Origin of the sequence: Acinetobacter sp. YH12102 (assembly GCF_013419125.1) — a bacterium.
Lineage (GTDB): Bacteria > Pseudomonadota > Gammaproteobacteria > Pseudomonadales > Moraxellaceae > Acinetobacter > Acinetobacter pseudolwoffii.
The window spans coordinates 348,312-371,573 of the sequence record NZ_VPAS01000003.1 but is presented as its reverse complement, the minus strand read 5'-3'; the positions used below and the strand labels follow the sequence as shown (position 1 = coordinate 371,573).

The window sequence follows — 23,262 nt, the reverse complement described above, 5'->3', positions numbered from 1 at the left end:
TTCAGGATGAGAAAAATGAAAAAAATAATATTAAAGAGTCTAGCTGCGGCGATGGTGGGATTGAGTGGTCATGTATCTGCATTAACCTCATTAGAAGATCAGGAGCTTTCAAATATTAATGGACAAGCTTTATTGTCAATGGAGGTTCAGGCCGGATTTAACCAAGTTGATAATTTGGGAGAGGCATATGACCAGAGAAATATCTCATTTTATAAATTGGGTCTAGAAGCTGAAATGGAAATTAATGCCAATATTAAAAAACTGCAACTTGGTTGTGGAGGAATTAATGGTGCAACTGGTTGTGATATTGATATTGATCATATTTCCTTAAGTGGTAATTCTGCAAATGGAATGGATCGTGCTGCGACCTCTGCCTTGATTACTAATCCTTTTGTTCAATTTGCTATAAAAAATCCAAATCAGGCATCTACACGTGAAGTTTTGGGTTTCCGTTTAAGTGCAGAAAAGATTTCAGGTCTACTGACTATGGGTACAGAAAATACGGCCACACCAAATGGTATTAATAGTTTTAGTGGATATATGAAGACTAAAGAAGCCAAAGGAACAGCTGTAACTAATCCAAGAACAATGACCTATGCATCAACTGGCAATAAATATATTGAAGGTGCTGTTACGGGAACAATATTGGGGCAGGATCTGGAACTTCATTATAAATCGAATGATTATACTTTTAATTTAACAAGTACCAATGCGCCATTTGTGATTCCAGCCACTATAGTTTCAGGAACACGAATGAGTGAAGTTAAATTAAAGGGGACTGGTACAGTTGACAGAATTGATTTTAGTGGCCCATTAAAGGCCATTTTAAAGCCACTGGATTTATTTGAGCTTACACTGGATAAACAAATTACAGGCTATATGACAGGCCTTAGAACAGATATTACAGTGGATCAAGATCTTGGCTTAATCCATGCATTGTATTTGAATAACCCAGCATCTTTATCATTACAATCGCAAAAAATACTTTGGCCGGGTGCTGCCGTTGCTGCTAATCAAGGTTGGTGGATGGCAATCGAGGATGAGGTAAATCTTGGTGATATTAGTCCAAATAAAGGTGTGGATATTACTAATGCGGTATTAGCACAAACCATTGCAGGGATTAATCATGATTTAACATCAAAACCCAGAGCATGTGGAAGTCTTTTGAATTGTGTATTTGATGGAGCTTTAGATGTGAAAGAAATTAAAAACCCGGCACTTCTTGATTTTCCTTTGAAAAATTTAGAGCTTAAAGGCCAGAACTTTCAACCGAACTGCTTCGGTGGACATAAATTCTGTTAAGTTAAAAAAAACAAAAAATCCCGCACTTGACGGGATTTTTTTATTAAGAAAGCAAAATTATTTCGCGATTTTAGCCAACAACTCTTCTTTGGAAATATTTACAGATTCAGCATCACGGCGACCTTTATATTCAAAAGTACCTGCATCCAAGCCTTTTTCACCAATCACAATACGATGTGGAATACCGGTCAACTCAAGGTCAGAAAATTTAACGCCTGGACGTTCGTTACGATCATCTAGAATTACGTCATAACCCGCAGCAGTGAGTTCAGCATAAAGCGCTTCAGCTGCTTCTACTGTGCGTGGTGATTTATGTGCATTCATCGGTACAATGGCCACTTCAAACGGGGCAATGGCAGTTGGCCAAATAATGCCTTTCTCGTCAAAGTTTTGTTCAATGGCAGACGCAACCACACGTGTTACCCCAATACCATAGCAACCCATGGTCACAGTGAATGGTTTGCCATCTTCACCCAAGACTTTACAGCCCAATGCTTCAGAGTATTTCTGACCCAACTGGAAGATATGACCCACTTCGATACCACGTTTGATTTGCAGTGTACCTTTGCCATCTGGAGAAGGGTCACCTTCAACTACATTACGCAAGTCATAAACTTCAGTGAACTGTGCATCACGTTCCCAGTTTATGCCGGTTGCATGCTTGTCAGCTGTATTAGCACCTGCAACAAAGTCAGACAATACTGATGCTGCACGGTCAACAATGACGGTGACACCTTTTTCAACCAGACCTTGTGGGCCTACAAAACCAGCTGTCAAGCCAAGTGCTGCGATTTGCTCTTCGGTTGCAAAAGTGAGTGGAGCTGCAATTTGTGCATGCTTCTCGGCTTTAATTTCATTCAGTTCGTGATCGCCACGAAGGAATAAAGCAACCACAGGAACAGAACCATCCTCTTTTGCAATGCCTTGAACAAGCAATGCTTTTACTGAGTGAGCTGGATCCGTGCCCAAGAAGGCAGATACATCCGCAATGGTTTTTTGATTTGGCGTATCAACCAGTTTAAGTTCTTGAGTTGGTGCCGCACGTTCGCCGACCAGAACGGCTTCAGCCATTTCAATATTGGCGGCGTAGTCTGATTCGGTCGAAAATGCGATATCATCTTCACCGCTTGAAGCCAGTACATGGAATTCGTGTGAACCTGAACCACCAATCGAACCGGTATCTGCTTGAACCGGACGGAAATCTAAACCAAGACGAGTAAAGATTTTGCAGTAGGCTGCATACATGTCGTCGTAGGTTTGTTGCAATGATTCCTGATTGGCATGGAAAGAGTAGGCATCTTTCATGATGAATTCACGTGAACGCATTACCCCAAAACGCGGACGAATTTCGTCACGGAATTTGGTTTGCACCTGATAGAAGTTGGCAGGGAGCTGCTTATAACTTTTTAGTTCATTGCGTGCTAAATCAGTGATGACTTCTTCATGGGTTGGACCCAGTACAAACGGGTTACCGTGGCGGTCATTGAAACGTAACAGTTCAGGACCGTATTGTACATAACGACCTGATTCTTCCCATAAAGACGCAGGTTGAGTCACCGGCATATAGACCTGAAGTGAACCGACCTTGTCCATTTCTTCGCGAACGATCGCTTCAACTTTATTTAATACGCGAACGCCCATCGGCAGCCAGGTGTACAGACCTGAAGCCAACTTACGAATCATACCGGCACGAAGCATCAACTGATGGGAAATAACCTCAGCATCGTTCGGGGTTTCTCTTAACGTTGCAAATAAAAAGCGACTCGCGCGCATGGAAACTGTCCTAAAAAATTAAGCGTTAAAGCAGAGATTATACAATAAAAAATGAGATGAGCATTTGGGAATGTCACCTCATTGTGTTGCATTAAATTATGCCATGATTTTACGCATCTGACGCAGCATAAAATTCTTAAAGTCATCCAGGTAAGTAAAGATCACGGGGACAACCACCAAAGTGAGCAGGGTTGAGGTGATCACCCCGCCAATCACGGCATGGGCCATCGGCGCACTTTGTTCACCGCCTTCACCCAGCCCTAAGGATAAGGGCACCATACCCATGACCATGGCGCTGGTGGTCATTAAAATGGGACGCAGTCGGGTTTTCCCCGCGGCAATAATCGCATCATAACGCTCTTCACCGCGATCCATGGCTTTTTTAATAAAGTCGATCAGCAGAATCGCATTCTTGGTCACCAGTCCCATTAGCATGATAATCCCGATAATCGAAAACAGGTTCATGGTGGAATTAAACAGGAACAGCGCCAGGAACACACCAATCAAGGATAATGGCAAGGAGGCCATAATCGCCGCAGGATGGATAAAGCTATTAAACTGTGAACCCAGCACAATGTAGATAAACACAATCGACAGGGTGATGGCGGTCAGGGCATAGCCTGCGGATTCTGCCATATCGGCATTTGAACCTTGGGTATCAAAGCTATAACCTGGCGGCATATCAAAATTGGCTTGTAGCCGGCTGATATCCGTGCCGATATCTCCTGTAGGACGACCAGCGGTATTGGCTTCTATCAGAACTTCACGTGCCAGATCACGGCGGTTAATTTGTGAAGCACCGAGTTTTTCTTCAAACTTGGCCACACTCGAAAGTGGAATCAGAATCGGCTGATGATTGGCATCGGTTTTATTTGAAGTGATATACATGTTCTGTAAATCACGTGGCAAGCTGCGCTGGTCTTCCATCAGGCGCAAATTCACATCATAAGTTTCGCCTTTTTCATCCTGCCAGGTGGTGACATCATCACCGGCAATCAGTGGACGAACCACATTGGCAATCTGATTCACGGATAATCCTAAATCACTGACCAAGACACGATTGATCTGCACACCGAGTGTCGGCTTGGGTTCTTTTAGTGAGGTTTCCAAATCGACAATACCGTCAATCTTGGCAATCTCTGTCATAAAACGATCGGAAATTTTTTGCAGTTCATCCAGATCGGGGCCTTTGATCGAGATCATAATTGGCTTTTGACCACCCGAAACGGTTTCATCGGCAGATGCAACCGAGGTAATACTGATCCCGGCAACCGATTGCAGGCGTTGTCGAAACTCATTGTTGAGCTCGGTCAGGCTTTTTTCGCGTTCGATCCGTGGTGTCACGGTCACTCGCAGGCTGACGTGGTTTTTACCACGGTCAGTTACACCATTAATTACGCCATAAGTTGCTTTAACGTCAGGGTGTTGACGGATAATCTGATCGACTTGTTGCAGTTTGGCTTGTGAGTATTCAAGCGAAGAATCTACCGGTGTTTCAAACTTAATGCGGATTTCGCCTTTGTCAGGAACCGGTACAAATTCGGTGCCAATCAGTTTCGATAATCCCAAGGCACCAAATAATGAAGCTACGGCAATCATTAAGGTAATGAATCTGAAGCGCAGCGCCAGTTTGAGCAGCTTTTCATAGACATGGCTTAAATTGTCCAGCTTGCCAGAAATCCAGCTAAAGAAATGTTTCACCCGTCCGGGTCTTTTATTTGGATCTTTTTTCTTTTCGGCCCAATGTGCAGAAAGCATCGGATCTAAAGTAAAACTAACAAACATCGAAATCAGCACAGCCACACTAACTGTAACCCCGAACTGATAAAAGAAACGACCAATAATCCCGCCCATAAAGGCCACCGGCAGAAACACGGCGACAATGGTCAGGGTGGTGGCCAGAACAGCTAAACCAATTTCTTTAGTGCCATCCAGTGCGGCAGTCACATGATCTTTGCCCATGTCGGCATGCCGGACAATATTTTCTCGGACCACAATCGCATCATCAATTAACAGGCCAATACTCAAGGATAGCGCCAGCAAGGTCATCATGTTGATACTGAAGCCAAAGGCCCAGATGAAGGTCAAAGTACCTAATAAGGCGATCGGCAAAGTCAAACCGGTAATCACAGTGGAGCGGAATGAACCGAGGAATAGCAGAACAATCAGTACGGCAAGTACCGCACCTTCAATAATGGTGCGGGCTACATCGCCAATGGTGCCGCGGATACTTTTGGAAGAATCCACCACAACCTGCAAGGTCGTCCCCTGAGGAAGCTGGGTCTCAATACTTTCTAAAGTTTTGTAAGTTCTATCGACCACCTCAATCACGTTAGAGTCCGAGCTACGCAGGATATCAATCGCAACTGCGGTTTTGCCATTTAAAAAGGCGGCAGATTCTAGTTCTGCCTGACTGTCTTGGATCTCTGCGACTTGTCTCAGGAAAATCGGTACGCCGTTTTTATTGGCGATGATGAGATCGCCGAAGGCCAGCGGATGCAGCACTTTGGAATTGATCTCAATCACCAGTTCCGAGTTGCCAGATTTGAGTGTGCCGCCTGGAACTTCAATATTTTCAGCCTTTAAGGTATTGATGACACTGTCTACACCAAGGCCAAAAGCTTGCAGTTTTTGCGGTTCTACCTGAATCCGGATCTGGCGCTGTGCATCGCCGAGTAAATTCACCGTTCCCACGCCAGCAACGGTGCGCAGTTGGGGTACAATCCGCTGATCCAGATAAGAACTGAGTGCTTTGATATCCATGTTATTGGATTCAAATACGATCGACATGACCGCATTTGCGGTTGGATCATAACGTTCGACAATCGGATCCTGAATTTCATCACGAAATTCAGCAGTCACAGAGGCAATTTTATCCCGCACATCCTGAGCGGCTGTGGTAGAAGGTACATCCAGATTAAACTCAGTGGTGATCATCGACAGGCCTTCACTGGACTGTGAAATCACCTGTTTTAAACCAGAAATGGTATTGATCTGATCTTCGAGTTTCTTGGTTATTTCTGACTCGACTGTTTCTGGAGAAGCACCCGGGTAATTGGTATACACCACCACAAAGGGAAAATCGACATCGGGAAATTCTTCAACGCCCATCCGCTGCCAGGAAGCCAGTCCCAATACCATCAGACAGAACATCATCATGATGGTGAAAACTGGATACTTCACACTAATTCGGGTAAACCACATGTCAATGATCCTGTGTGAGGCGCTTTAGTTCGAGCGAAGTGTGACAGTTTTTTGTAGATCGGCTTCGCTAAATTTAATTCGGCTGACCTGATCGGTGCTTTCCAATCCTTTGACCACTGCAATATTGTCGTTATAGCGCTGTTCCAGTACCTGCACATTGACCTTGATAAGTTTATTCTGGCGAATCACCCAGACATAGGGTTTGTTCTGGATATCCTGCAGCGTATCTAGGGGAATAATCTGCCCACTGATTTGGCGTGAACTCAAAATATTGCCTTCTACAAAGGAACCGATACTTAAAGAAGGAATCGTTTCATTCGGTGTAGCAAAGAATTCGATCTGGCGACTGGCCTGATCGGCGATCGGGGAAATCCGGCTCATCACTGCAGTGAGCCGATTGGGATTGCCTTGAATGCTGTATTCGACTTGACTGCCTAGCCTTAAGTTTGATTGTAGGTCACTAGGCACGCGTGCCTGAATTTCCAACTGTTTAGGATCGACAATTTCAAACAGGGTTTGTCCAATCGCCACGGTTTGGCCAGGTTCCACCTGACGCTGGGTAATCACGCCACTGATCGGACTGGTCATGGTTCCGTCACGATCTGCTTTCTCGGCAATATCGACATTGGCTTGCTGGGCACGTACATTTTCCAGCTGTGCCTGATAATCGACCTGACTCTGTTCATATTCTACTTTTGAGATAAAGCCCTGATCGAGCAGACGCTTTTTACGTTGCATCATGTTTCGAGCCTGATTGGCCTGAGCTTGAGTAGAGGCCAGATTGGCACGTGCCTGTGCCAGTCGGGCAGCATTGTCCTGATTGTTTAGCCGTACCAGCACCTGACCTTTGGAAACGGTCTGACCGACTTGGGCATTGACACTGGTGGCGGTGGCAGACACCTGCGCCTGAATACTGCTTTGATTGACAGCCCGAATCGTGCCGGTAAACGCAGTTTTTTGAACTGAGTTGCCGGACTGTACTGCAATCAGGTCTTGAGGAATCAGTTCAATGGATGTGGGTGTTTCGGCTTGCTGTACGGGTTCATTTTTATCACAAGCCACTAACAACATATTTAAGCAAAGTGCACTCATGATCAGGAGAGAGCGCGGGGAAGGCATATTTAAATCATGAGAATGCGGTGCAGTTTGCATATGAGTCCTTTTAGCTGGCTATGGATCAAAACCACGGCCCGCTATTTGTATTTATTCAAGTGCTTTTAAACGGGCGATAATTTTGTCGTATTCTGCTTCCAGATTTCGATAGCGACTTTGTAAAGATTGAATATTTTCTTTTTGGGAAACAAGATTTTTCTGGTTATTGTCTAATGTTGTTTTCAGGTGTGCCGGTGGGGTTTTACCTTTACGTAAATATTCACGTTCCTGACGCACAAACATGACCCGATCTTTTTGCAGCTGCTTCATTTGCTCTTGCTGGAAATCAATCTGTTTTTTTAACTGCACCAGGCTGTCATTCTTTTTCTGTAAAGCGGTCTGGCTATTATTGTACGCTCGCTTCAGTCTATTGTCTTCAGCGATCCGCTTGGCCTGTTGAGCACGTTGGGGAGCCTGTCTGATATCGGCTTCGGCATTATAAGGACGAGCACGTTTAATGACCTGCATATTCTGGTCAAGCGCTTCATAGCCATAACGGATATGATTTGGCGTGACGTTAGTACTGATATTGGCCACACCCTTACTGTCATAATAACGATACCAAGTGGCTTTTTGCGGGAGTTGATTGCTACTCGCACACGTTAAGCTCACCTGTAACAGTAGCAGCACAACAACAATGAATTGACCAGTCATTTTATTTTTATCAATGACAGCAAGTTTTCTTAAAAACTGACTCATCATTGGCTCCCCGAATTTAAAGTTGACTAAATTACTTATTTTAAAGTAATAATCTTGTTATATTAGACTTAAATTTATCAATAAAAAACTACCGTTAGTCAAAAAAAAACCAATAACGATAAGAAAATGTGAAGCTGTTATTAAAAATAAATGATTTTGTCTACTTGTGTAGAAAATGTTCATTGATAATACAAGTGACTTTATGTTAAAAATGTTTATCGATCGTAATAAAATAATCCTATGAGCCTTATGGCATATAGTTTCTAAAATGGGAAGGGTTAAACAAATGGACGATAAATTCCAAAATCTAAAAGTTATGGTTATTGATGACTCAAAGACCATTCGTCGTACCGCGGAAACTCTTCTTCAGCGCGAAGGTTATGAAGTGATTACTGCCGTCGACGGATTTGAAGCTTTGTCAAAAATTGCCGAAGCAAATCCAGATATCGTGTTTGTAGACATCATGATGCCGCGTCTAGATGGCTATCAAACTTGCGCCTTAATCAAAAATTCTCAGAATTACCAGAATATTCCTGTGATTATGCTATCAAGTAAAGATGGTTTATTTGATCAGGCCAAAGGTCGTGTTGTGGGTTCAGATGAATACCTGACCAAACCTTTTAGTAAAGATGAATTGCTGAACGCAATCCGTAACCATATTAGTGCTTAATATTTGATTTTTTTTTTGGGGAATTGGCATGGCACGTATCCTAATTGTGGATGACTCACCGACAGAAACTTTTCGCTTTAGAGAAATTCTTTCTAAACATGGCTTTGAGGTGATTGAAGCAGCCAATGGGGCCGATGGCGTCACCATGGCACAGGCTGAATTGCCTGATCTGGTCCTGATGGACGTTGTGATGCCGGGCGTAAACGGATTCCAGGCGACCCGTCAGATTGCGCGTGGGGCGACCACCAAACACATTCCAATTGTGATTGTCAGTACCAAAGATCAGGCCACTGACCGCGTGTGGGGCAAGCGTCAGGGTGCAGCAGACTATCTAACAAAACCAGTAGATGAAAAACAATTAATAGAAGTAATTAAGCAACACCTCAATGCAGGATAAGCTCTATGGCAGCAAATGGATTTATCGAATTGCTTCGCATTGCGAAACGGGGAAATAAAAACTACGTTTCCAATGACAATGAAGTGAACCGATGGTCGGGCATTGCTTTTGAGATGATGGGGCAATATTTTGTTGCTCCGCTGGGGGAAGTATCAGAAGTGATTTATCCCCCAAAATATACGCCGGTACCCAAGACACAAGCATGGGTGTTGGGTCTGGCGAATATCCGGGGAAGACTGTTATCCGTTTCTGATCTTACTCAATACGTATCAGGGCATAGCAGTCAGTTTTCACCGACTCAAAAAGTATTGTGCATCAACCATAATGACCAGTATGTCGGTTTGGTCGTAGATCAAGTTTTGGGTATACAACATTTCAATAAGAAAAGTTTCTTTTCGAAGAAATCTGAATTAGATGAAAACTTACAAGAATACTGTCAAGGATTTTTTCATCAGCACAACCAGCAGTGGCATGTGTTCTTATTCAGTCGTCTGTTGCAAAATCCAAATTTTATGAACGCATCTATAAAATTTATAAATTAAATGTCGCGCACGAAAGTGATCAAGGCGTCAACCGGGGAGAGGCTGCATGGGCTTTAAACTTAAAAAGAAAAATACAGGTGAAAGCACTGGCCGCAAAGGCGGTAATGCTTTTTTCACTAAGATTCAATCGCAAATAGATCAATTATCACGTGTATTTGGTGATAGTGAAAAGTCAAAACCGCTGATCTATGGGGCAGCAGGCTGTCTTTTAGCCGCACTGATCACTTTATTATATCTTTTTTATAGTGTGCCACGTAGCAACGAACTCACTCAAAGTCTGGGTGATTTACGTCTCCTCTCGCAAACGATTTCGCGCCAAGCAACTGAAGCAACCGCTTCGGGTACACCGGAGTCAATGAAAAACCTAACTGACTCGCAAAAATCTTTTGCTGAGAACCTTGAAACAGTTAAAAATATTCATTCAGATAATGAGGCGCTACAAGCTGTTGATAAACAGTGGACAGAAGTTTCTAGCGGTATTGATCTGATTACCTCGCAACAAAAAATCATTAACCAGTTATACGACACCAACATTGCCATTGGTGAAGCAATTCCCGGGATTCAGGCGGAATATAACTTGATGGTTGACCAGATGGCGCGTCAAGATATGCCATCGAGCCAGGTGGTGATTGCCAAGAACCAGGTATTTATTGCAGAACGTATTTTACGTTCCATCAGTCTGGTATTGACGGGTAGTGATGGCTCTCGTGAATCGGCAGATGACTTTAGTGCCGATACCGAAACTTTCGGCTCTTATTTAAATGCACAATTGAATGGTTCTGTTGAACTGGGCGTACAGCGTATTGCTGATCCAGCAATGCGTGAATCTCTAGAAGGTATTAAGGCTGAATATGATGAAGTACTCGAATCAGCATCAGTAATTATTCTGAAGAACTCGACTGAAATTGTAAAAGTTCGTCAGGCCGCTGCATCTATTTTTGCCCAGTCTGATGTGCTTTTAGATAACCTGAACAAATTATCAGGTAACTCAGGTCTTAAAACCGTTATTCCAGCCATCCTGTTGATTGCCTTGTTACTTGGTTTCTTGCTTTGTGTATTCAAATTGCTTTCTTTGCGTGGTGTATCGGATAAGCAGCGTGTAGGCCGTTTACAAGAAGAATATGACCGTAACCAGAATGCGATTTTACGTTTACTGGATGAAATCGCCGATCTTGCAGATGGTGATTTACGTTCATACGCAACAGTATCGGAAGACTTTACCGGTGCGATTGCCGACTCGATTAACTTTGCAATCGACCAGTTACGTGACCTGGTATCGCGTATTACTGAAACTTCACAAGAAGTTGCGCAATATACCGCAACCACACAGGGCATTACCAACCAGTTGGCTGAAGCTTCTGAACATCAGGCTCAGGAAATTGCCGGTGCTTCTGCGGCAATTAACGAAATGGCCATGTCGATTGATCAGGTATCTGCCAACGCCGATGAATCTGCTGTGGTAGCAGACCGTTCGGTACAAATTGCTGCAAATGGTGCGGATGTCGTACAACGCTCGATTGAGGGGATGGACACGATTCGTGAACAGATTCAGGAAACCTCAAAACGTATTAAACGTCTGGGTGAATCTTCTCAGGAAATTGGTAACATCGTTGCCTTGATTAACGATATTGCCGACCAAACCAACATTTTGGCATTGAACGCAGCCATTCAGGCGTCGATGGCGGGTGAAGCCGGTCGTGGTTTCGCAGTTGTAGCTGATGAAGTACAGCGTCTTGCAGAACGTTCTGCGTCTGCAACCAAGCAGATTGAAGGCCTGGTAAAAACCATTCAGACCGATACCAACGAAGCGGTTATTTCGATGGAGCAAACTACAGCCGAGGTTGTACGTGGTGCGAACTTGTCTAAAGATGCCGGTGTGGCACTGGATGAGATTCAAACAGTATCGAATAACCTGGCGAAACTGATTGCGAACATTTCCGATGCAGCGAAACTGCAGTCTGCATCTGCAGGTCATATTGCGACCACGATGAATGTCGTACAGGAAATTACTTCGCAAACCACCAGTGCCACCTTCGATACAGCACGTTCGGTATCTGAACTGGCAAATATGGCCGATGCATTACGTGAATCTGTAGCTGACTTTAAACTACCAGAATAAAGTTAGCGATGATGGGGAGAATGTGCCTTGATTACGATTGAGGCACATTCAAAAAATACAGATAAAGCCTCGACAAGATGTACTTAACCTCAAACGTTAGGTATTGCGTGACGGTCACAATTAAGTTTGAGCGCCCTTCTTGGCGGCATAACGTAAGAAGCATAAGCTATGAAAGAAATATTAAAAAATTTAGTTGAAACGACAACGCTTCCTGAAGATAGTTATCTTGATCAAGATGCAGAAATTCTTGAAATTTTTGTTGAGGAAATCGAAGAAATCTTCGTTGAGTTAAATGCTTTATTTCCAGAATGGCTGGTCAATCCAGATCATCAGGAAAATCTGAAGACCATTCGCCGTCATTTTCATACCCTGAAAGGTTCAGGTCGTATGGTGGGTGCAAAATCGGCAGGGGAAATGGCCTGGGCAGTTGAAGATACCCTGAACCGGGTCTTGTCCGGTTCAATTCAGCTGACAGCGACGGTGCAAAAATTTGCCCAAGCGGTACTGAATGTCTATCAATATGCTTTATATCCAAAATTCAAACATGTACAGGAATTGGATCTCGACCTGCGTCCAATGCTGCTGTTGGGACAACAATTACAACAAAACCTTTCACCTGAACCTGCGTTAGAAGAATTATTAGCATTGGCCGATCATTTGACTGCCGAAGGTCAGATCACCGGACTAGAAATTACAGATCATGACCTAAGTGAATCTGCTGCTATTATCGAAACAGCGCCGGTAGAAGTAGCGGTTCGCACTGATATTGAAGAAACCGTGGCCATCTTCATTGAAGAAGCCGAAGAGCATCTGGAAACGATTGCCACCTTCCTGCGTACTGAAGATGAAAAATCACAAGATTATAATGCCCTGATTCGTGCCATTCACACCTTGCGTGGCAGTTCATCGATGGCGCAGATTGAACAGATTTTTGAAGCCAGCTCTAAAGTTGAACAGTTATTTAAAACCTTGCTACAAGATGAAATAGTCTCGACCTCAAAAGAAACAGCCTTACTGATTCAATATGCCGAATTTATCAGTGACTATGTGCATTTATTAGGTCAGGGGGATACCGAAAAACTAGATGCGGTCTATGCCACTTTTGAAGCAGTCTGGAGTGATTATGGCTTTGCGGTCACTGAATCAGATGCGGTTCAAACCCAAGGTCTGGTGTCCAAACTGGTTGAGCTGGATATTGACCTGTTGCTCGATGCTGAGTTTGAATTCGATAAACGCGCACAAGTCGATTATCCGGAATATATCCAGGCACTGAGTCAACAGGCTGCAGAATTACTGGCGCATACTGATAGCCGCGCGGCCAAAGGAATTCATGAATTCACGGCAGATCTGAAATCGGCTTATGATGCCCTGCTTAAAAAGCCGGTGCTGTTAAACAGCAATTATGCTTATGAACTGTTTGCACAGGCACATCAGGAATTTATTCATTTATTTGATACCCTGGCCGCAGGACAGCGCGTCATTCTAAATGATGACATTCAAAAAACTTTAAGTGAACTGTCGGCATTTGTACAACAGGATCTTGAGATCTTTGCGGAAGATACTGAAAAGTCAGGCGTTGAGGCGACCACAGATACTCTCCCAACGGCTGACACCTTAACCACAGGCAGCGTGGATTTCGCTGCCTTGAGCCAGCGTATTGCAGCCGATCGTCAACAGCGCGAGAGTGCTGAAACCAACCGTGATTTCGATGAAGAATTATTAAGTATCTTTCTGGAAGAAGCCGATGAATTGCTGGCAGGTATCGATGAAGATCTGAATACCTGGAGCAAAAAACAGGATGATACGACTTCACTGAACAATCTGATGCGTCATTTGCATACCTTAAAAGGTGGTGCAAACATGATTGCGGCTTCGCATATCGGTTTGATTGCCCATGAACTGGAAAGTATTTATGAACGGGTGATCCGTCAGCAGATTGCCGTAACACCTGCTTTAATCCAGATTGTCCGTCTGGTACAGGACAATGTGTCCGACCGTATTCAGTCCATTCGAGATGATGGCATTGATTATCCGGCGACAGAAGCGGTGGCAATTTTACAAAATATTCAGGCACTACTTTCTGGGCAAACGCTGGCTGCTGTTGAAAGCACAACTGCTGAATTCAACGTGACCGCGTTAGAGATGCTATCGACTCCTGAAGTGCCATTCGAAGAATCAGTGGCGACAGAACAGCCTGCAACTGATCTGGCTGAAACAGAAAAATTAGTTGAAACCCCTGGATTTACTGAAAATCAAGTTGAACGCTCTGAAGAAGATGAGCTGAAATCAATCGTTGAAGAAACCTTCCTCGAAGAGTCTGAAGAAATTCTGGCCAATGCAGAGAAGCTGCTCAATCAATGGTTTGATCAGCGTAGTGACCGTAGTTTATTACTTCAGTTACAACGTGCTGCCCACAGTATTAAAGGTGGTGCACGCATGATTGAAACTGAAGAGGTGGCCAGCATTGCCTATGAACTGGAAACCACTTTCGAGCAGTTTGCAGTTTATCAATTTAACTCGAATGCCTATGATGGCTTATTGCAGAAAACACTGGCCTGGTTAAAACAGGCAATTTTCCAGCGCGACTATAGCGGTTTTGAGCAGCTTCAAAGCAGTCTGAAAAAGATTGCTTATGTGGACGTCACTGCGCAATTGCCTGAGCGTCTGGCAAAAACAGAACATCTGGTGGTCAGTACCGACTTTGGTTTTGTTGAGGGTGATGGTACTGAACCGCCACAGATGATGGGTGAGTGGGCGAATACAGGCAGTAGCGATAGCAATAACGAGATGATTCGTATCTCTGCTGATCTGGTCGAGAAGATGATTGACCTGTCGGGTGAGAACTCGATTAACCGTTCGCGGATCGAGATGGATCTGGGTCAGCTTGGCAATACCCTGAACGAGATGGAACTGGCGATCAAACGACTTGCCGACCAGTTGCGTCGAATGGAAGGCGAGCTGGAATCACAGATTATTGCCAAACATGGTTCAGAAAATTCGCGCTATGCCGACTTCGATCCGCTGGAAATGGACCAGTATTCATCGTTGAACCAGTTATCCAAATCTCTGGCAGAATCAGCATCGGATCTGGTCGATTTCAAGAGCACCTTGGCCGACAAGATTCGTGAAACTGAAGGTCTATTATTACAACAATCGCGTATTCAGGCCGAGATTCAGGAAAGCCTGATGCGTACCCGTCTGGTGCCGTTTGACCGGATGTTGCCGCGTTTACAACGTATTGTGCGTCAAACCTCAACCACCTTGAACCGTCCTGCCGAACTGATTGTGCAGAATACTGAAGGTGAATTGGATCGTAATATTCTGGAACGTCTGGTTACGCCATTTGAACATATGTTGCGTAATGCGATTGACCACGGTCTGGAAGATACCGCAGATCGTCTGGCATTGAACAAGCCGGAAGTGGGTTCTATTGTATTGAACATCAGCCGCCAAGGAACCGATGTCATCGTTTCTTTCAGTGATGATGGCAAGGGGATCGATGCGGAGAAAATTCGTGAGAAAGCCCTCAGTCTGGATCTGATCAAAGCCGACCAGCCGATTGATCAGGATGAAATACTACAATATATCTTCCATCCTGGTTTCACTACCGCAAAAGCAGTCACCCAGATTTCTGGTCGTGGCGTTGGTCTGGACGTGGTACAAAGTGAAATCAAGTTGCTCGGCGGTCATGTTTCGGTCAGCTCGGAACTGGGTAAGGGCACGGTCTTTACGATTCGCGTACCGACGACAGTGGCCGTCAGTGATGCCTTGATGGTGAAAGCGGGCGATCAGCAATATGCAATTTCTCTGGCGCAGATTGACCGAATCGTGCGGATTGCGCCGACCACATTGGAAACTTACTTTAACAGTAAAGATGATTACTTCAAGATTGATGGTGAAAACTACAAGCTGCGTTATCTGTCGGAATTTGTCGGTACTCAGCCGATTCCACGTCTGAATAATGTCGGTCATTCATTGCCGGTGCTTCTGATTAAGGGCAACAGTGGCCAAACCATTGCCTTGCTGGTCGATCAACTGGTGGGTTCACGTGCACAGATTGTGGTGAAACCGATTGGACAGCAGTTTGCCAACATCGGGGTAGTGGCGGGTGCTACGATTCTGGGTGATGGTCAGGTCTGTCTGATTCTCGATGGCCAGAATATTGCGCGTCAGATTCAGGCGACACAGCGTGTGAAACAGATGCATGATCAGCGTGATGGTTCGCGTCATTCTAACGCACGCCGTCTGGTGATGATTGTCGATGACTCGGTGACAGTACGTAAGGTAACTTCGCGTCTGCTTGAACGTCAGGGCTATGACATTGTGACCGCCAAAGATGGTGTAGATGCGATCGAGCAGCTAGAAAATGTCAGACCAGATCTGATGCTGCTGGATATCGAAATGCCACGTATGGATGGTTTTGAAGTCACCAACCTGGTTCGTCACCATGATATTCACCGTGACTTGCCGATTATCATGATTACGTCGCGTACTGGTGAGAAACATCGTGAACGTGCATTCAGTCTGGGCGTGACCCACTATATGGGTAAACCGTTCCAGGAAGCTGAACTGCTGGCCAATATTCAACAATTAATTGCCGAAAAACAGGGGTAATCGATGAGTCAGAGCAATTCGACGAGCAAGATGGCTGATCAGATTAGCCAGCAGGAACTTCAGCATCTGATTACGGTATCGACCGGATTTATTGATGCCTATATTATTGACTGTCATGGCAAAGATCCGATGTTATTGCCACAAAACATTGTGCTGTCGGCGCTGGACAGCACTACCCAGGTCAAGACAGTGGAATGGCATGAAGCACAATTGCCAGTCTATGCCATCAATGAGCCTTCACGTCAACATGGCGTGGCACTGGTGATTGAAGGTGATGAGATCAATCAGCGTTTTGCCTTGATGTGCAATGAAATGCCGAAAACCATCCGGATTCGTATTTCCGAAGTGGTCGATGTCGATCAGCCGGTGAATGACCCTGCAATTTTCCAATATGTACGAATGAATGAACAGCTGTTCCATATTCCGAATATGACGAATATTCAGGCTACAATCGGGCTGTAATGCAAACTATCAAATATCAAAAAGGAACTCCATGGAGTTCCTTTTTTATTGCGTTATGAATTTACTTAATTGGCGAGTAAATTTACCAAAATCTGTTCATAAATTTCAGCCAGTGGCTCCAGATCGGCAATATCAACATGCTCATTGATCTGGTGAATAGTGGCATTTAACACCCCAAGTTCCAGTACCTGTGCGCCTGTAAGTGCAATAAAGCGGCCATCCGAGGTTCCACCAGAAGTAGAAAGCTCGGTTTCAGTGCCTGTGACATTTAGAATAGCGGTTTTAGCTGCATTGACCAGCTCGCCGACCGGGGTCAGAAATGGCAAGCCAGATAAAGTCCAGGAAATATCATAATCCACACCGTGACGATCCAGAATTTCCACAGTACGTGCTTTAAGTTCTTCGGCAGTCACTTCAGTTGAATAACGGAAGTTAAATAGCAGATTCATGCTACCCGGAACAACATTGGTTGCGCCTGTACCCGAATTGATATTGGAAATCTGGAAAGTGGTTGCCGGGAAATATTCATTGCCATGGTCCCAGACGGTGTCACACAGCTCGGCAATCGCTTTAGAGGCGCTATGAATCGGGTTTACTGCCAGATGCGGATATGCCACATGGCCTTGTTTGCCTGTTACCGTGAGATTGGCATTTAAAGAACCGCGACGGCCATTCTTGACAATATCCCCCAGTTTATGGGTACTTGACGGTTCACCGACCAGACACCAGGTAATTTTTTCATTACGCGCTTCCAGGGTTTCAATGACCTTGACTGTACCATTAATTGATGGGCCTTCTTCATCTGACGTAATCAGGTAAGCAATTGAACCTTTATGATTTGGGTATTTTTCTACAAAACGTTCTGTCGCTACGATCATAGCTGCCAAAGCCGTTTTCATGTCGGCACTGCCACGACCATAAAGTTTACCTTCACGGATTTCGGGTAGAAATGGGTCTGAGTTCCAGTCATCCAGGTTGCCCGTTGGCACCACATCGGTATGGCCAGCGAAACAGAAGACCGGACCTTCTGTGCCTTTGCGTGCCCAGATATTATCGACATCTTCAAAACGCATGGATTCAATATTGAAACCAATCTTTTTTAAACGTTCCGCCATAATATTCTGGCAGTCATGATCAATGGGGGTGACAGAAGGCTGACGTAATAGTTGCAGGCTTAAATCGAGAGTAGCGGAAGAGCTCATGCGGTTTTCAACAGTCGATAATTTTCTCGGCTCTATAATAGGCGAATATCGGCTTGAATGTGAACGATCGATATAAAAAAACCCTATCTGAGATAGGGTTCTATGAGCATTTAAGAAAAAACTAGTTTTGACGGATTTCGTCAGAGGTTTTTTCAGCAGTATTGGTTACCGCATCGCCCGCCTTAGACACGTCTTTGCCCATACCTTTTACGGTGTTACAGCCAGTTAATACAAAAGCCATCATTAATGAAGCAGCAAGAATTTTTTTCATCATCATCTCCGTATAATCAATAATAAAATTATTATGATGTGGAACTTAGAGTAGAAAATATACGTACTAAAAAATATGTGGTTTTCATAGTGCTTCGGTTAATAAATGTAATGCTTTATAGGGGCTTATGTGATGGATATTGAGTTAGTACCGGTTGGCGATACATATAGAAGTCATTGCGATCGATTTTTTTATAGAGACCATCCGTCCACCAGGTCGCAGTCAAACTGCTTGGCTGGGCTTGCGGATAAATCCATTCATGCCGTTGCAGGCGATAGAACGCGTCTTGTGCAGCAGGAATATGCTGCCCCCATAACCCCAAACGACGCTTGGTATTAATCCAGGTGGGAATAGGTTGGTCAGCATGATGGGTCGGCAGATACAACTGTCCCTTCATCACACAAAAACGTTTTTGAATAGAATGTGCTAAAGCTTCATCAAATTGGAACTGTTTTTGTGTGAAATGGTTCATTTTTCTGATTAAGGTATCGGTGCGGTTCAGGCCGTACCAATGCGGCAGACTAAAATCTGCTTCGGCCAGATAATATTTCAGGGCAATTTCCCAGTGTTCAACCAGTCCGGTATCGGTATTAAGGACTAGGAAATCCAGTTCACCCAAGGTTTTTGCACCCTCAATTTGCTGAATACTATGACCGAGTAGCTGATAGGGATGATAAGTATCGTCGAGTAACCAGAACCAGACCAGCATTTCAAAGCGTAGCCCCAAACGCGTGCTTTTCAGTTGCTGCACAAATTCGATTAATTCTTCTGGATGCTGATCAAGAAATTCCAGGCGTGGATGATAACGGCTAAGATGTTGCTGCCAGGTCTGGCTGTCATGCAGTTCAAAACGATGTATGAGTTCAAGTTCATCCGGAATACCGGACAGGATATTCGGACTGCCGACAGCGAATGCTAGTTGCCGCACCAAAGGATGTTGATAACGTTGCCAGGCTTCTACAAGATTTTGGTTTAAATTGGAAAAGGGCATAGTACAACCTGTGAAAAGTGCAGAAATACAACGGACAGTATCGGAAAACGCTTTATACTACCTGAATTCTGCGGCTAGGGTTGATGTATGAAAGTGTTGTTTTGGCGAAGTCTGGTGGTGCTGTTTGTGATCCTGGGCTTTATCGGTGCAATCCTGCCGGGTATGCCAACAACGGTCTTTTTGATTCTGGCGGCCTGGGCAGCATCCAAAGGCTGGCCGCAAATGGATGAGTGGTTATTGAATCATCCCAAATATGGTCCAACCTTAAGAGATTGGCGCGCGCATGGTACTGTACCGCGTAAGGCCAAATGGCTGGCCAGTATCATGATGCTGATCAGCGGGATTATCATGCTGTTTACTACCGCACCCTTGGCAGTAAAAGCCTTTACCAATATCACCATGCTGATTGTGGCCATCTGGTTATGGCGACGTCCTGAACCGGATCAGGTGATGCTTCATCAAGAAACGATTCATCCTGAAAAGACAGAGATAAAGTTAAAGAAAACAGAGTCAAATAAAGTAGATTCAGAGAATAACAAGTCATGAATACCTTGCATCTGGATCAAGCAGATATCCTGATTGATCTCGCCCAACAAAAGCTGTATTTGCCACGTCTAAACAAGCAATATCTGATTTCCACTGGTAAAAATGGCATTGGTGAAACTGAAAATAGTGGCAAGACCCCACGTGGCTGGCACAAGATCGCTGAAAAGTTTGGCCAGAATGCACCTTTAAACAGTGTATTTATTGCACGTCAGGCGACGGGTGAAATTTATGATGCTGAATTGGCAGCAGAGTTTCCGCAGCGGGACTGGATCCTGACGCGCATTTTATGGCTGAGTGGCCTTGAAGCGGGTTTTAATCAAGGCGAGGGCTGCGATACCTATCAACGTTATATCTATATTCATGGCACGCCAGAAACAGAAATGATGGGAGAGCCGCTGTCGCACGGCTGTATTCGTATGCGGAATCTGGAGGTCGCTGAACTCTTTGACCTGGTGGGTGAGAATGCCTTGGTGTATATCTCGGAACATGCATTAGATTCAAAAATGCTGAAGGGTGTGCATACTGAATAATGAATCGATCTTTAATGTCATGTGAAAATGATTTTGTTTTTACGGGCGGGAGGAGATGATTTAATACAGTTTAAGATATTTATTAATCTGATCCAGATCCTATTTTTACAGCATGAAACGGGTTGAATCATCGTCTAAAGCTAAACTTTATCGCTATTTTTCACATAAAAATAAATGACAGTTGAAAGATTACATGAACACAACGCCGAGTAATTTTAAAGCTTTGTATAATTCTTGATCGGAACTAAAGCATACTGCCTGAGTGAGTCTGAAATCTTGCAAGAGAAGACAGGAAATTTTGTCGTGATTTTCATTTTGGAAATTAAAAAATTTCGGTAGAGACTTAAAAAATAAACAAAAAGTGTTGTTTTTTTTAACAAACAACCTATTTTTTAATCACTCACACCTAAAAAGTGGAAAACATTCCGAAAAGCGTTTGACAGGCTGTGCAGATTCTCTATAATGCACCCATCAAACGATGATAGACGTTTAGAAAGGGCGCTTAGCTCAGTTGGTAGAGCGTCTGCCTTACAAGCAGAATGTCGGCGGTTCGATCCCGTCAGCGCCCACCAAGCTCTTTCATGTTGAGACCTTATAGTTGCAGCGGTAGTTCAGTTGGTTAGAATACCGGCCTGTCACGCCGGGGGTCGCGGGTTCGAGCCCCGTCCGCTGCGCCACTTTAAGATCTTGATTCTCGTTTGCCACAATAGCGACATTGTGTAAATGCAGCGGTAGTTCAGTTGGTTAGAATATCGGCCTGTCACGCCGAGGGTCGCGGGTTCGAGTCCCGTCCGCTGCGCCATTTATACGATAGAGCTTTTGAGGGCGCTTAGCTCAGTTGGTAGAGCGTCTGCCTTACAAGCAGAATGTCGGCGGTTCGATCCCGTCAGCGCCCACCATAATCTTTTGCGATGCAGCGGTAGTTCAGTTGGTTAGAATACCGGCCTGTCACGCCGGGGGTCGCGGGTTCGAGCCCCGTCCGCTGCGCCATTTCAAAAGAAATTAAATTTAGGTCCCTGAGCTTAAATTTGATTAAACTAAAGATTGACACTCTTTATCAGGGCGCTTAGCTCAGTTGGTAGAGCGTCTGCCTTACAAGCAGAATGTCGGCGGTTCGATCCCGTCAGCGCCCACCATAATCTTTTGCGATGCAGCGGTAGTTCAGTTGGTTAGAATACCGGCCTGTCACGCCGGGGGTCGCGGGTTCGAGCCCCGTCCGCTGCGCCATCCTAAGATGAGAGACTTGGATTCCTGAGATCTGAGTGTTCAATATACCAAGACATTCCTTGTCTTGCGTCATTAAAAACAACGCTGTTGTTTTTCTCAGGGCGCTTAGCTCAGTTGGTAGAGCGTCTGCCTTACAAGCAGAATGTCGGCGGTTCGATCCCGTCAGCGCCCACCATCTCTTTCTTGCCTAAACACTGAACATTTCATAGAATTTGAAGTCTATAATAATTTGAAGGTTTCACGACGATGAGAAATCCATATCAGCGCAAGGCAGCGACCAAATCTCAAACTACATACGACCCCCAACACCTTTATAAACAGTATATTGAATCGATTGTCGCGAATGCCGGCATTTTTGCGCTTTATCAGGATGGCTGGGCTTTGTGTGCGACCCCTACTGGACAGCGTGCATTTGCTTGCTGGCACAGTAAAGGTCTGGCTCGTCTGCTGATTAAAGACAATTGGGTGAATTATGATATTCAGGAAATTGGTCTCAAGGATTTTGTAGAGAAAGTGATTCCGTTTTTACGTCAGGAAAGTACCATTGTGTCTCTTGATCTGACGCCAGAAGGGCAGAATATTCTGGTGGCACCGGAAAAATTATTACTGGATATCAAAAATTATCTGTATCAGATCTATGTGCAAAAGCCGGAACTTTTTAAAAATCCGGATATGCCTTTGCCAAGACACATTCGTTTAAATTAATTTTCTTGTTGTTAAATAGCTTGTTTATTGGAACAGTGAATATTCATTCAGCAGCCAGCCATTAATCAACGCAAAATATTCACGTAGCCATGAATGGTAGCGAGCATTCTGAGGAGTGCGGGCACTCAGACTGATCACTTGCTGATAGCCCTGATGTCTGGCAATGGCACGGGCACGCGGGCTATGAAAATCATTGGTCACAATCACAATGGGCTCATTTCGGCCAATATTCTGTTGTTGCAAGATCGCCTGAGAATATTGCAGGTTCTGTTGGGTGCTTCTGCTTTGATCTTCTACGCGAATCGGGTTTTTGAGCTGCGGATAGGTCGTATGAATATAATGTTGCATGACTTCAGCTTCGCTTTGTCTTTCCCGGAAATTTCGTCCTCCGGTCATAATCATCAACGTATCTGGATATTGTTCTGCATATTTTGCTGCAGTATCCAGACGATTTTTTAAGATGGGTGAGGGTTGACCCTGGTTAATCCCACTACCTAATACCAGAATCGCTGTAGCCGGTTGTGCAGGAATATTCGAGTTGATCGACATCTGGATATAAGCGAAAAAAATCGCAACACTGATGATCCAGAGTAAAAATCCGCCCCAGAGACTGTTCCAGAACAATGTTCTGAGTCGAGAATTTTGTTTCCAGCGCTGAATAGATGAAAAAAGCAGGGCATACAGGATCAGTGCCACACCAATGATGATAGACAGCATGATACCAAAATGCCTTTGGTCCTGATTCAGTAACCAGACGCTATTGATACAGAGGATCAAGCCAAAGATCAGACTGAGACTTCGTTTAAGTTGATTGAGCATCCAAGTTTCCTTTTTTCTTATTCATATTTTTATTATT

Annotated in this window: 18 protein-coding genes and 8 tRNA genes; 18 read left to right on the top strand and 8 right to left on the bottom strand. The window is 44.5% G+C overall.

All coding sequences use genetic code 11. The features are described 5' to 3' along the window. Window positions 1-15 precede the first annotated feature (15 nt). The gene (locus FTU42_RS04400) at window positions 16-1,302 is read left to right on the top strand and encodes a hypothetical protein (protein ID WP_159138279.1); all 1,287 of its coding nucleotides are present in this window, start codon (window positions 16-18) and stop codon (window positions 1,300-1,302) included. A gap of 57 nt (window positions 1,303-1,359) precedes the next feature. On the opposite strand, the gene FTU42_RS04395 is transcribed toward FTU42_RS04400, so the two are convergent. From FTU42_RS04395 to FTU42_RS04380, 4 genes are all read right to left on the bottom strand, one after another. Continuing rightward, on the bottom strand, window positions 1,360-3,075 hold the full coding sequence (locus FTU42_RS04395) for a proline--tRNA ligase (RefSeq protein ID WP_159138278.1): 1,716 nt from the start codon (window positions 3,073-3,075) through the stop codon (window positions 1,360-1,362). Between the two features lie 96 nt (window positions 3,076-3,171). Further along, the gene (locus FTU42_RS04390) at window positions 3,172-6,279 is read right to left on the bottom strand and encodes an efflux RND transporter permease subunit (protein WP_180083073.1); all 3,108 of its coding nucleotides are present in this window, start codon (window positions 6,277-6,279) and stop codon (window positions 3,172-3,174) included. 24 nt (window positions 6,280-6,303) lie between these two features. Next, window positions 6,304-7,431 carry an efflux RND transporter periplasmic adaptor subunit gene (locus FTU42_RS04385; RefSeq protein WP_180083072.1) on the bottom strand — a complete coding sequence of 376 codons (1,128 nt, stop codon included), beginning with the start codon at window positions 7,429-7,431 and terminating at the stop codon, window positions 6,304-6,306. A gap of 51 nt (window positions 7,432-7,482) precedes the next feature. Next, the gene (locus tag FTU42_RS04380; protein ID WP_180083071.1) at window positions 7,483-8,130 is read right to left on the bottom strand and encodes a hypothetical protein; all 648 of its coding nucleotides are present in this window, start codon (window positions 8,128-8,130) and stop codon (window positions 7,483-7,485) included. Window positions 8,131-8,416: 286 nt separating this feature from the next. On the opposite strand from FTU42_RS04380, the gene pilG reads away from it, so the two are divergent. The 6 genes from pilG (at window position 8,417) to FTU42_RS04350 (ending at window position 16,934) form a co-directional block, all read left to right on the top strand. Beyond that, window positions 8,417-8,800, top strand: coding sequence for a twitching motility response regulator PilG (gene pilG / locus FTU42_RS04375; RefSeq protein ID WP_005097851.1), 384 nt, complete (start codon window positions 8,417-8,419; stop codon window positions 8,798-8,800). Between the two features lie 28 nt (window positions 8,801-8,828). Continuing rightward, window positions 8,829-9,197: a response regulator gene (locus tag FTU42_RS04370; protein ID WP_005097847.1), complete on the top strand. Its 369-nt coding sequence runs from the start codon at window positions 8,829-8,831 to the stop codon at window positions 9,195-9,197. A gap of 5 nt (window positions 9,198-9,202) precedes the next feature. After that, window positions 9,203-9,739 (top strand): chemotaxis protein CheW, encoded by a 537-nt coding sequence (locus FTU42_RS04365; protein ID WP_005097846.1) that lies wholly within the window; start codon window positions 9,203-9,205, stop codon window positions 9,737-9,739. Window positions 9,740-9,785: 46 nt separating this feature from the next. Then, window positions 9,786-11,858: a methyl-accepting chemotaxis protein gene (locus FTU42_RS04360; protein WP_180083070.1), complete on the top strand. Its 2,073-nt coding sequence runs from the start codon at window positions 9,786-9,788 to the stop codon at window positions 11,856-11,858. 168 nt (window positions 11,859-12,026) lie between these two features. Then, entirely contained in the window at window positions 12,027-16,472 is a 4,446-nt protein-coding gene (locus tag FTU42_RS04355) for an Hpt domain-containing protein (RefSeq protein WP_180083069.1), read from the top strand. 3 nt (window positions 16,473-16,475) lie between these two features. Next, a complete protein-coding gene (locus tag FTU42_RS04350) occupies window positions 16,476-16,934 on the top strand; it encodes a hypothetical protein (protein WP_005169706.1) in 459 nt (152 codons plus the stop codon). A 65-nt stretch (window positions 16,935-16,999) separates the two neighbouring features. Here the strand turns inward: FTU42_RS04350 and dapE are convergent, their stop codons facing one another. From dapE to FTU42_RS04335, 3 genes are all read right to left on the bottom strand, one after another. Next, window positions 17,000-18,136, bottom strand: a complete 1,137-nt coding sequence (gene dapE / locus FTU42_RS04345) for a succinyl-diaminopimelate desuccinylase (protein ID WP_180083068.1) — start codon at window positions 18,134-18,136, stop codon at window positions 17,000-17,002. A gap of 121 nt (window positions 18,137-18,257) precedes the next feature. Further along, window positions 18,258-18,410 carry an entericidin A/B family lipoprotein gene (locus FTU42_RS04340; protein WP_004280704.1) on the bottom strand — a complete coding sequence of 51 codons (153 nt, stop codon included), beginning with the start codon at window positions 18,408-18,410 and terminating at the stop codon, window positions 18,258-18,260. A gap of 112 nt (window positions 18,411-18,522) precedes the next feature. Further along, window positions 18,523-19,398, bottom strand: a complete 876-nt coding sequence (locus FTU42_RS04335) for a DUF1853 family protein (protein ID WP_180083067.1) — start codon at window positions 19,396-19,398, stop codon at window positions 18,523-18,525. Window positions 19,399-19,485: 87 nt separating this feature from the next. On the opposite strand from FTU42_RS04335, the gene FTU42_RS04330 reads away from it, so the two are divergent. From FTU42_RS04330 to FTU42_RS04280, 11 genes are all read left to right on the top strand, one after another. Further along, entirely contained in the window at window positions 19,486-19,944 is a 459-nt protein-coding gene (locus FTU42_RS04330; RefSeq protein ID WP_180083066.1) for a YbaN family protein, read from the top strand. Next, window positions 19,941-20,474, top strand: a complete 534-nt coding sequence (gene elsL, locus FTU42_RS04325) for a cell wall-recycling L,D-carboxypeptidase ElsL (RefSeq protein ID WP_005097834.1) — start codon at window positions 19,941-19,943, stop codon at window positions 20,472-20,474. Before FTU42_RS04330 ends, elsL begins: the two co-directional genes overlap by 4 nt. Window positions 20,475-20,970: 496 nt before the next feature. Continuing rightward, a tRNA-Val gene (locus FTU42_RS04320) sits at window positions 20,971-21,046 on the top strand. Window positions 21,047-21,074: 28 nt separating this feature from the next. Continuing rightward, a tRNA-Asp gene (locus FTU42_RS04315) sits at window positions 21,075-21,151 on the top strand. A 48-nt stretch (window positions 21,152-21,199) separates the two neighbouring features. Further along, window positions 21,200-21,276, top strand: a tRNA-Asp gene (locus FTU42_RS04310). Window positions 21,277-21,297: 21 nt separating this feature from the next. Then, window positions 21,298-21,373, top strand: a tRNA-Val gene (locus FTU42_RS04305). A gap of 14 nt (window positions 21,374-21,387) precedes the next feature. Continuing rightward, window positions 21,388-21,464 (top strand) — tRNA-Asp (locus FTU42_RS04300). 70 nt (window positions 21,465-21,534) lie between these two features. After that, a tRNA-Val gene (locus tag FTU42_RS04295) sits at window positions 21,535-21,610 on the top strand. Window positions 21,611-21,624: 14 nt separating this feature from the next. After that, a tRNA-Asp gene (locus FTU42_RS04290) sits at window positions 21,625-21,701 on the top strand. Between the two features lie 99 nt (window positions 21,702-21,800). After that, window positions 21,801-21,876: transfer RNA gene (locus FTU42_RS04285), tRNA-Val, on the top strand. Window positions 21,877-21,947: 71 nt separating this feature from the next. Further along, window positions 21,948-22,406: a DUF2750 domain-containing protein gene (locus FTU42_RS04280; RefSeq protein ID WP_005097833.1), complete on the top strand. Its 459-nt coding sequence runs from the start codon at window positions 21,948-21,950 to the stop codon at window positions 22,404-22,406. A gap of 24 nt (window positions 22,407-22,430) precedes the next feature. On the opposite strand, the gene FTU42_RS04275 is transcribed toward FTU42_RS04280, so the two are convergent. After that, the gene (locus tag FTU42_RS04275) at window positions 22,431-23,225 is read right to left on the bottom strand and encodes a YdcF family protein (protein ID WP_180083065.1); all 795 of its coding nucleotides are present in this window, start codon (window positions 23,223-23,225) and stop codon (window positions 22,431-22,433) included. Window positions 23,226-23,262 lie beyond the last annotated feature (37 nt).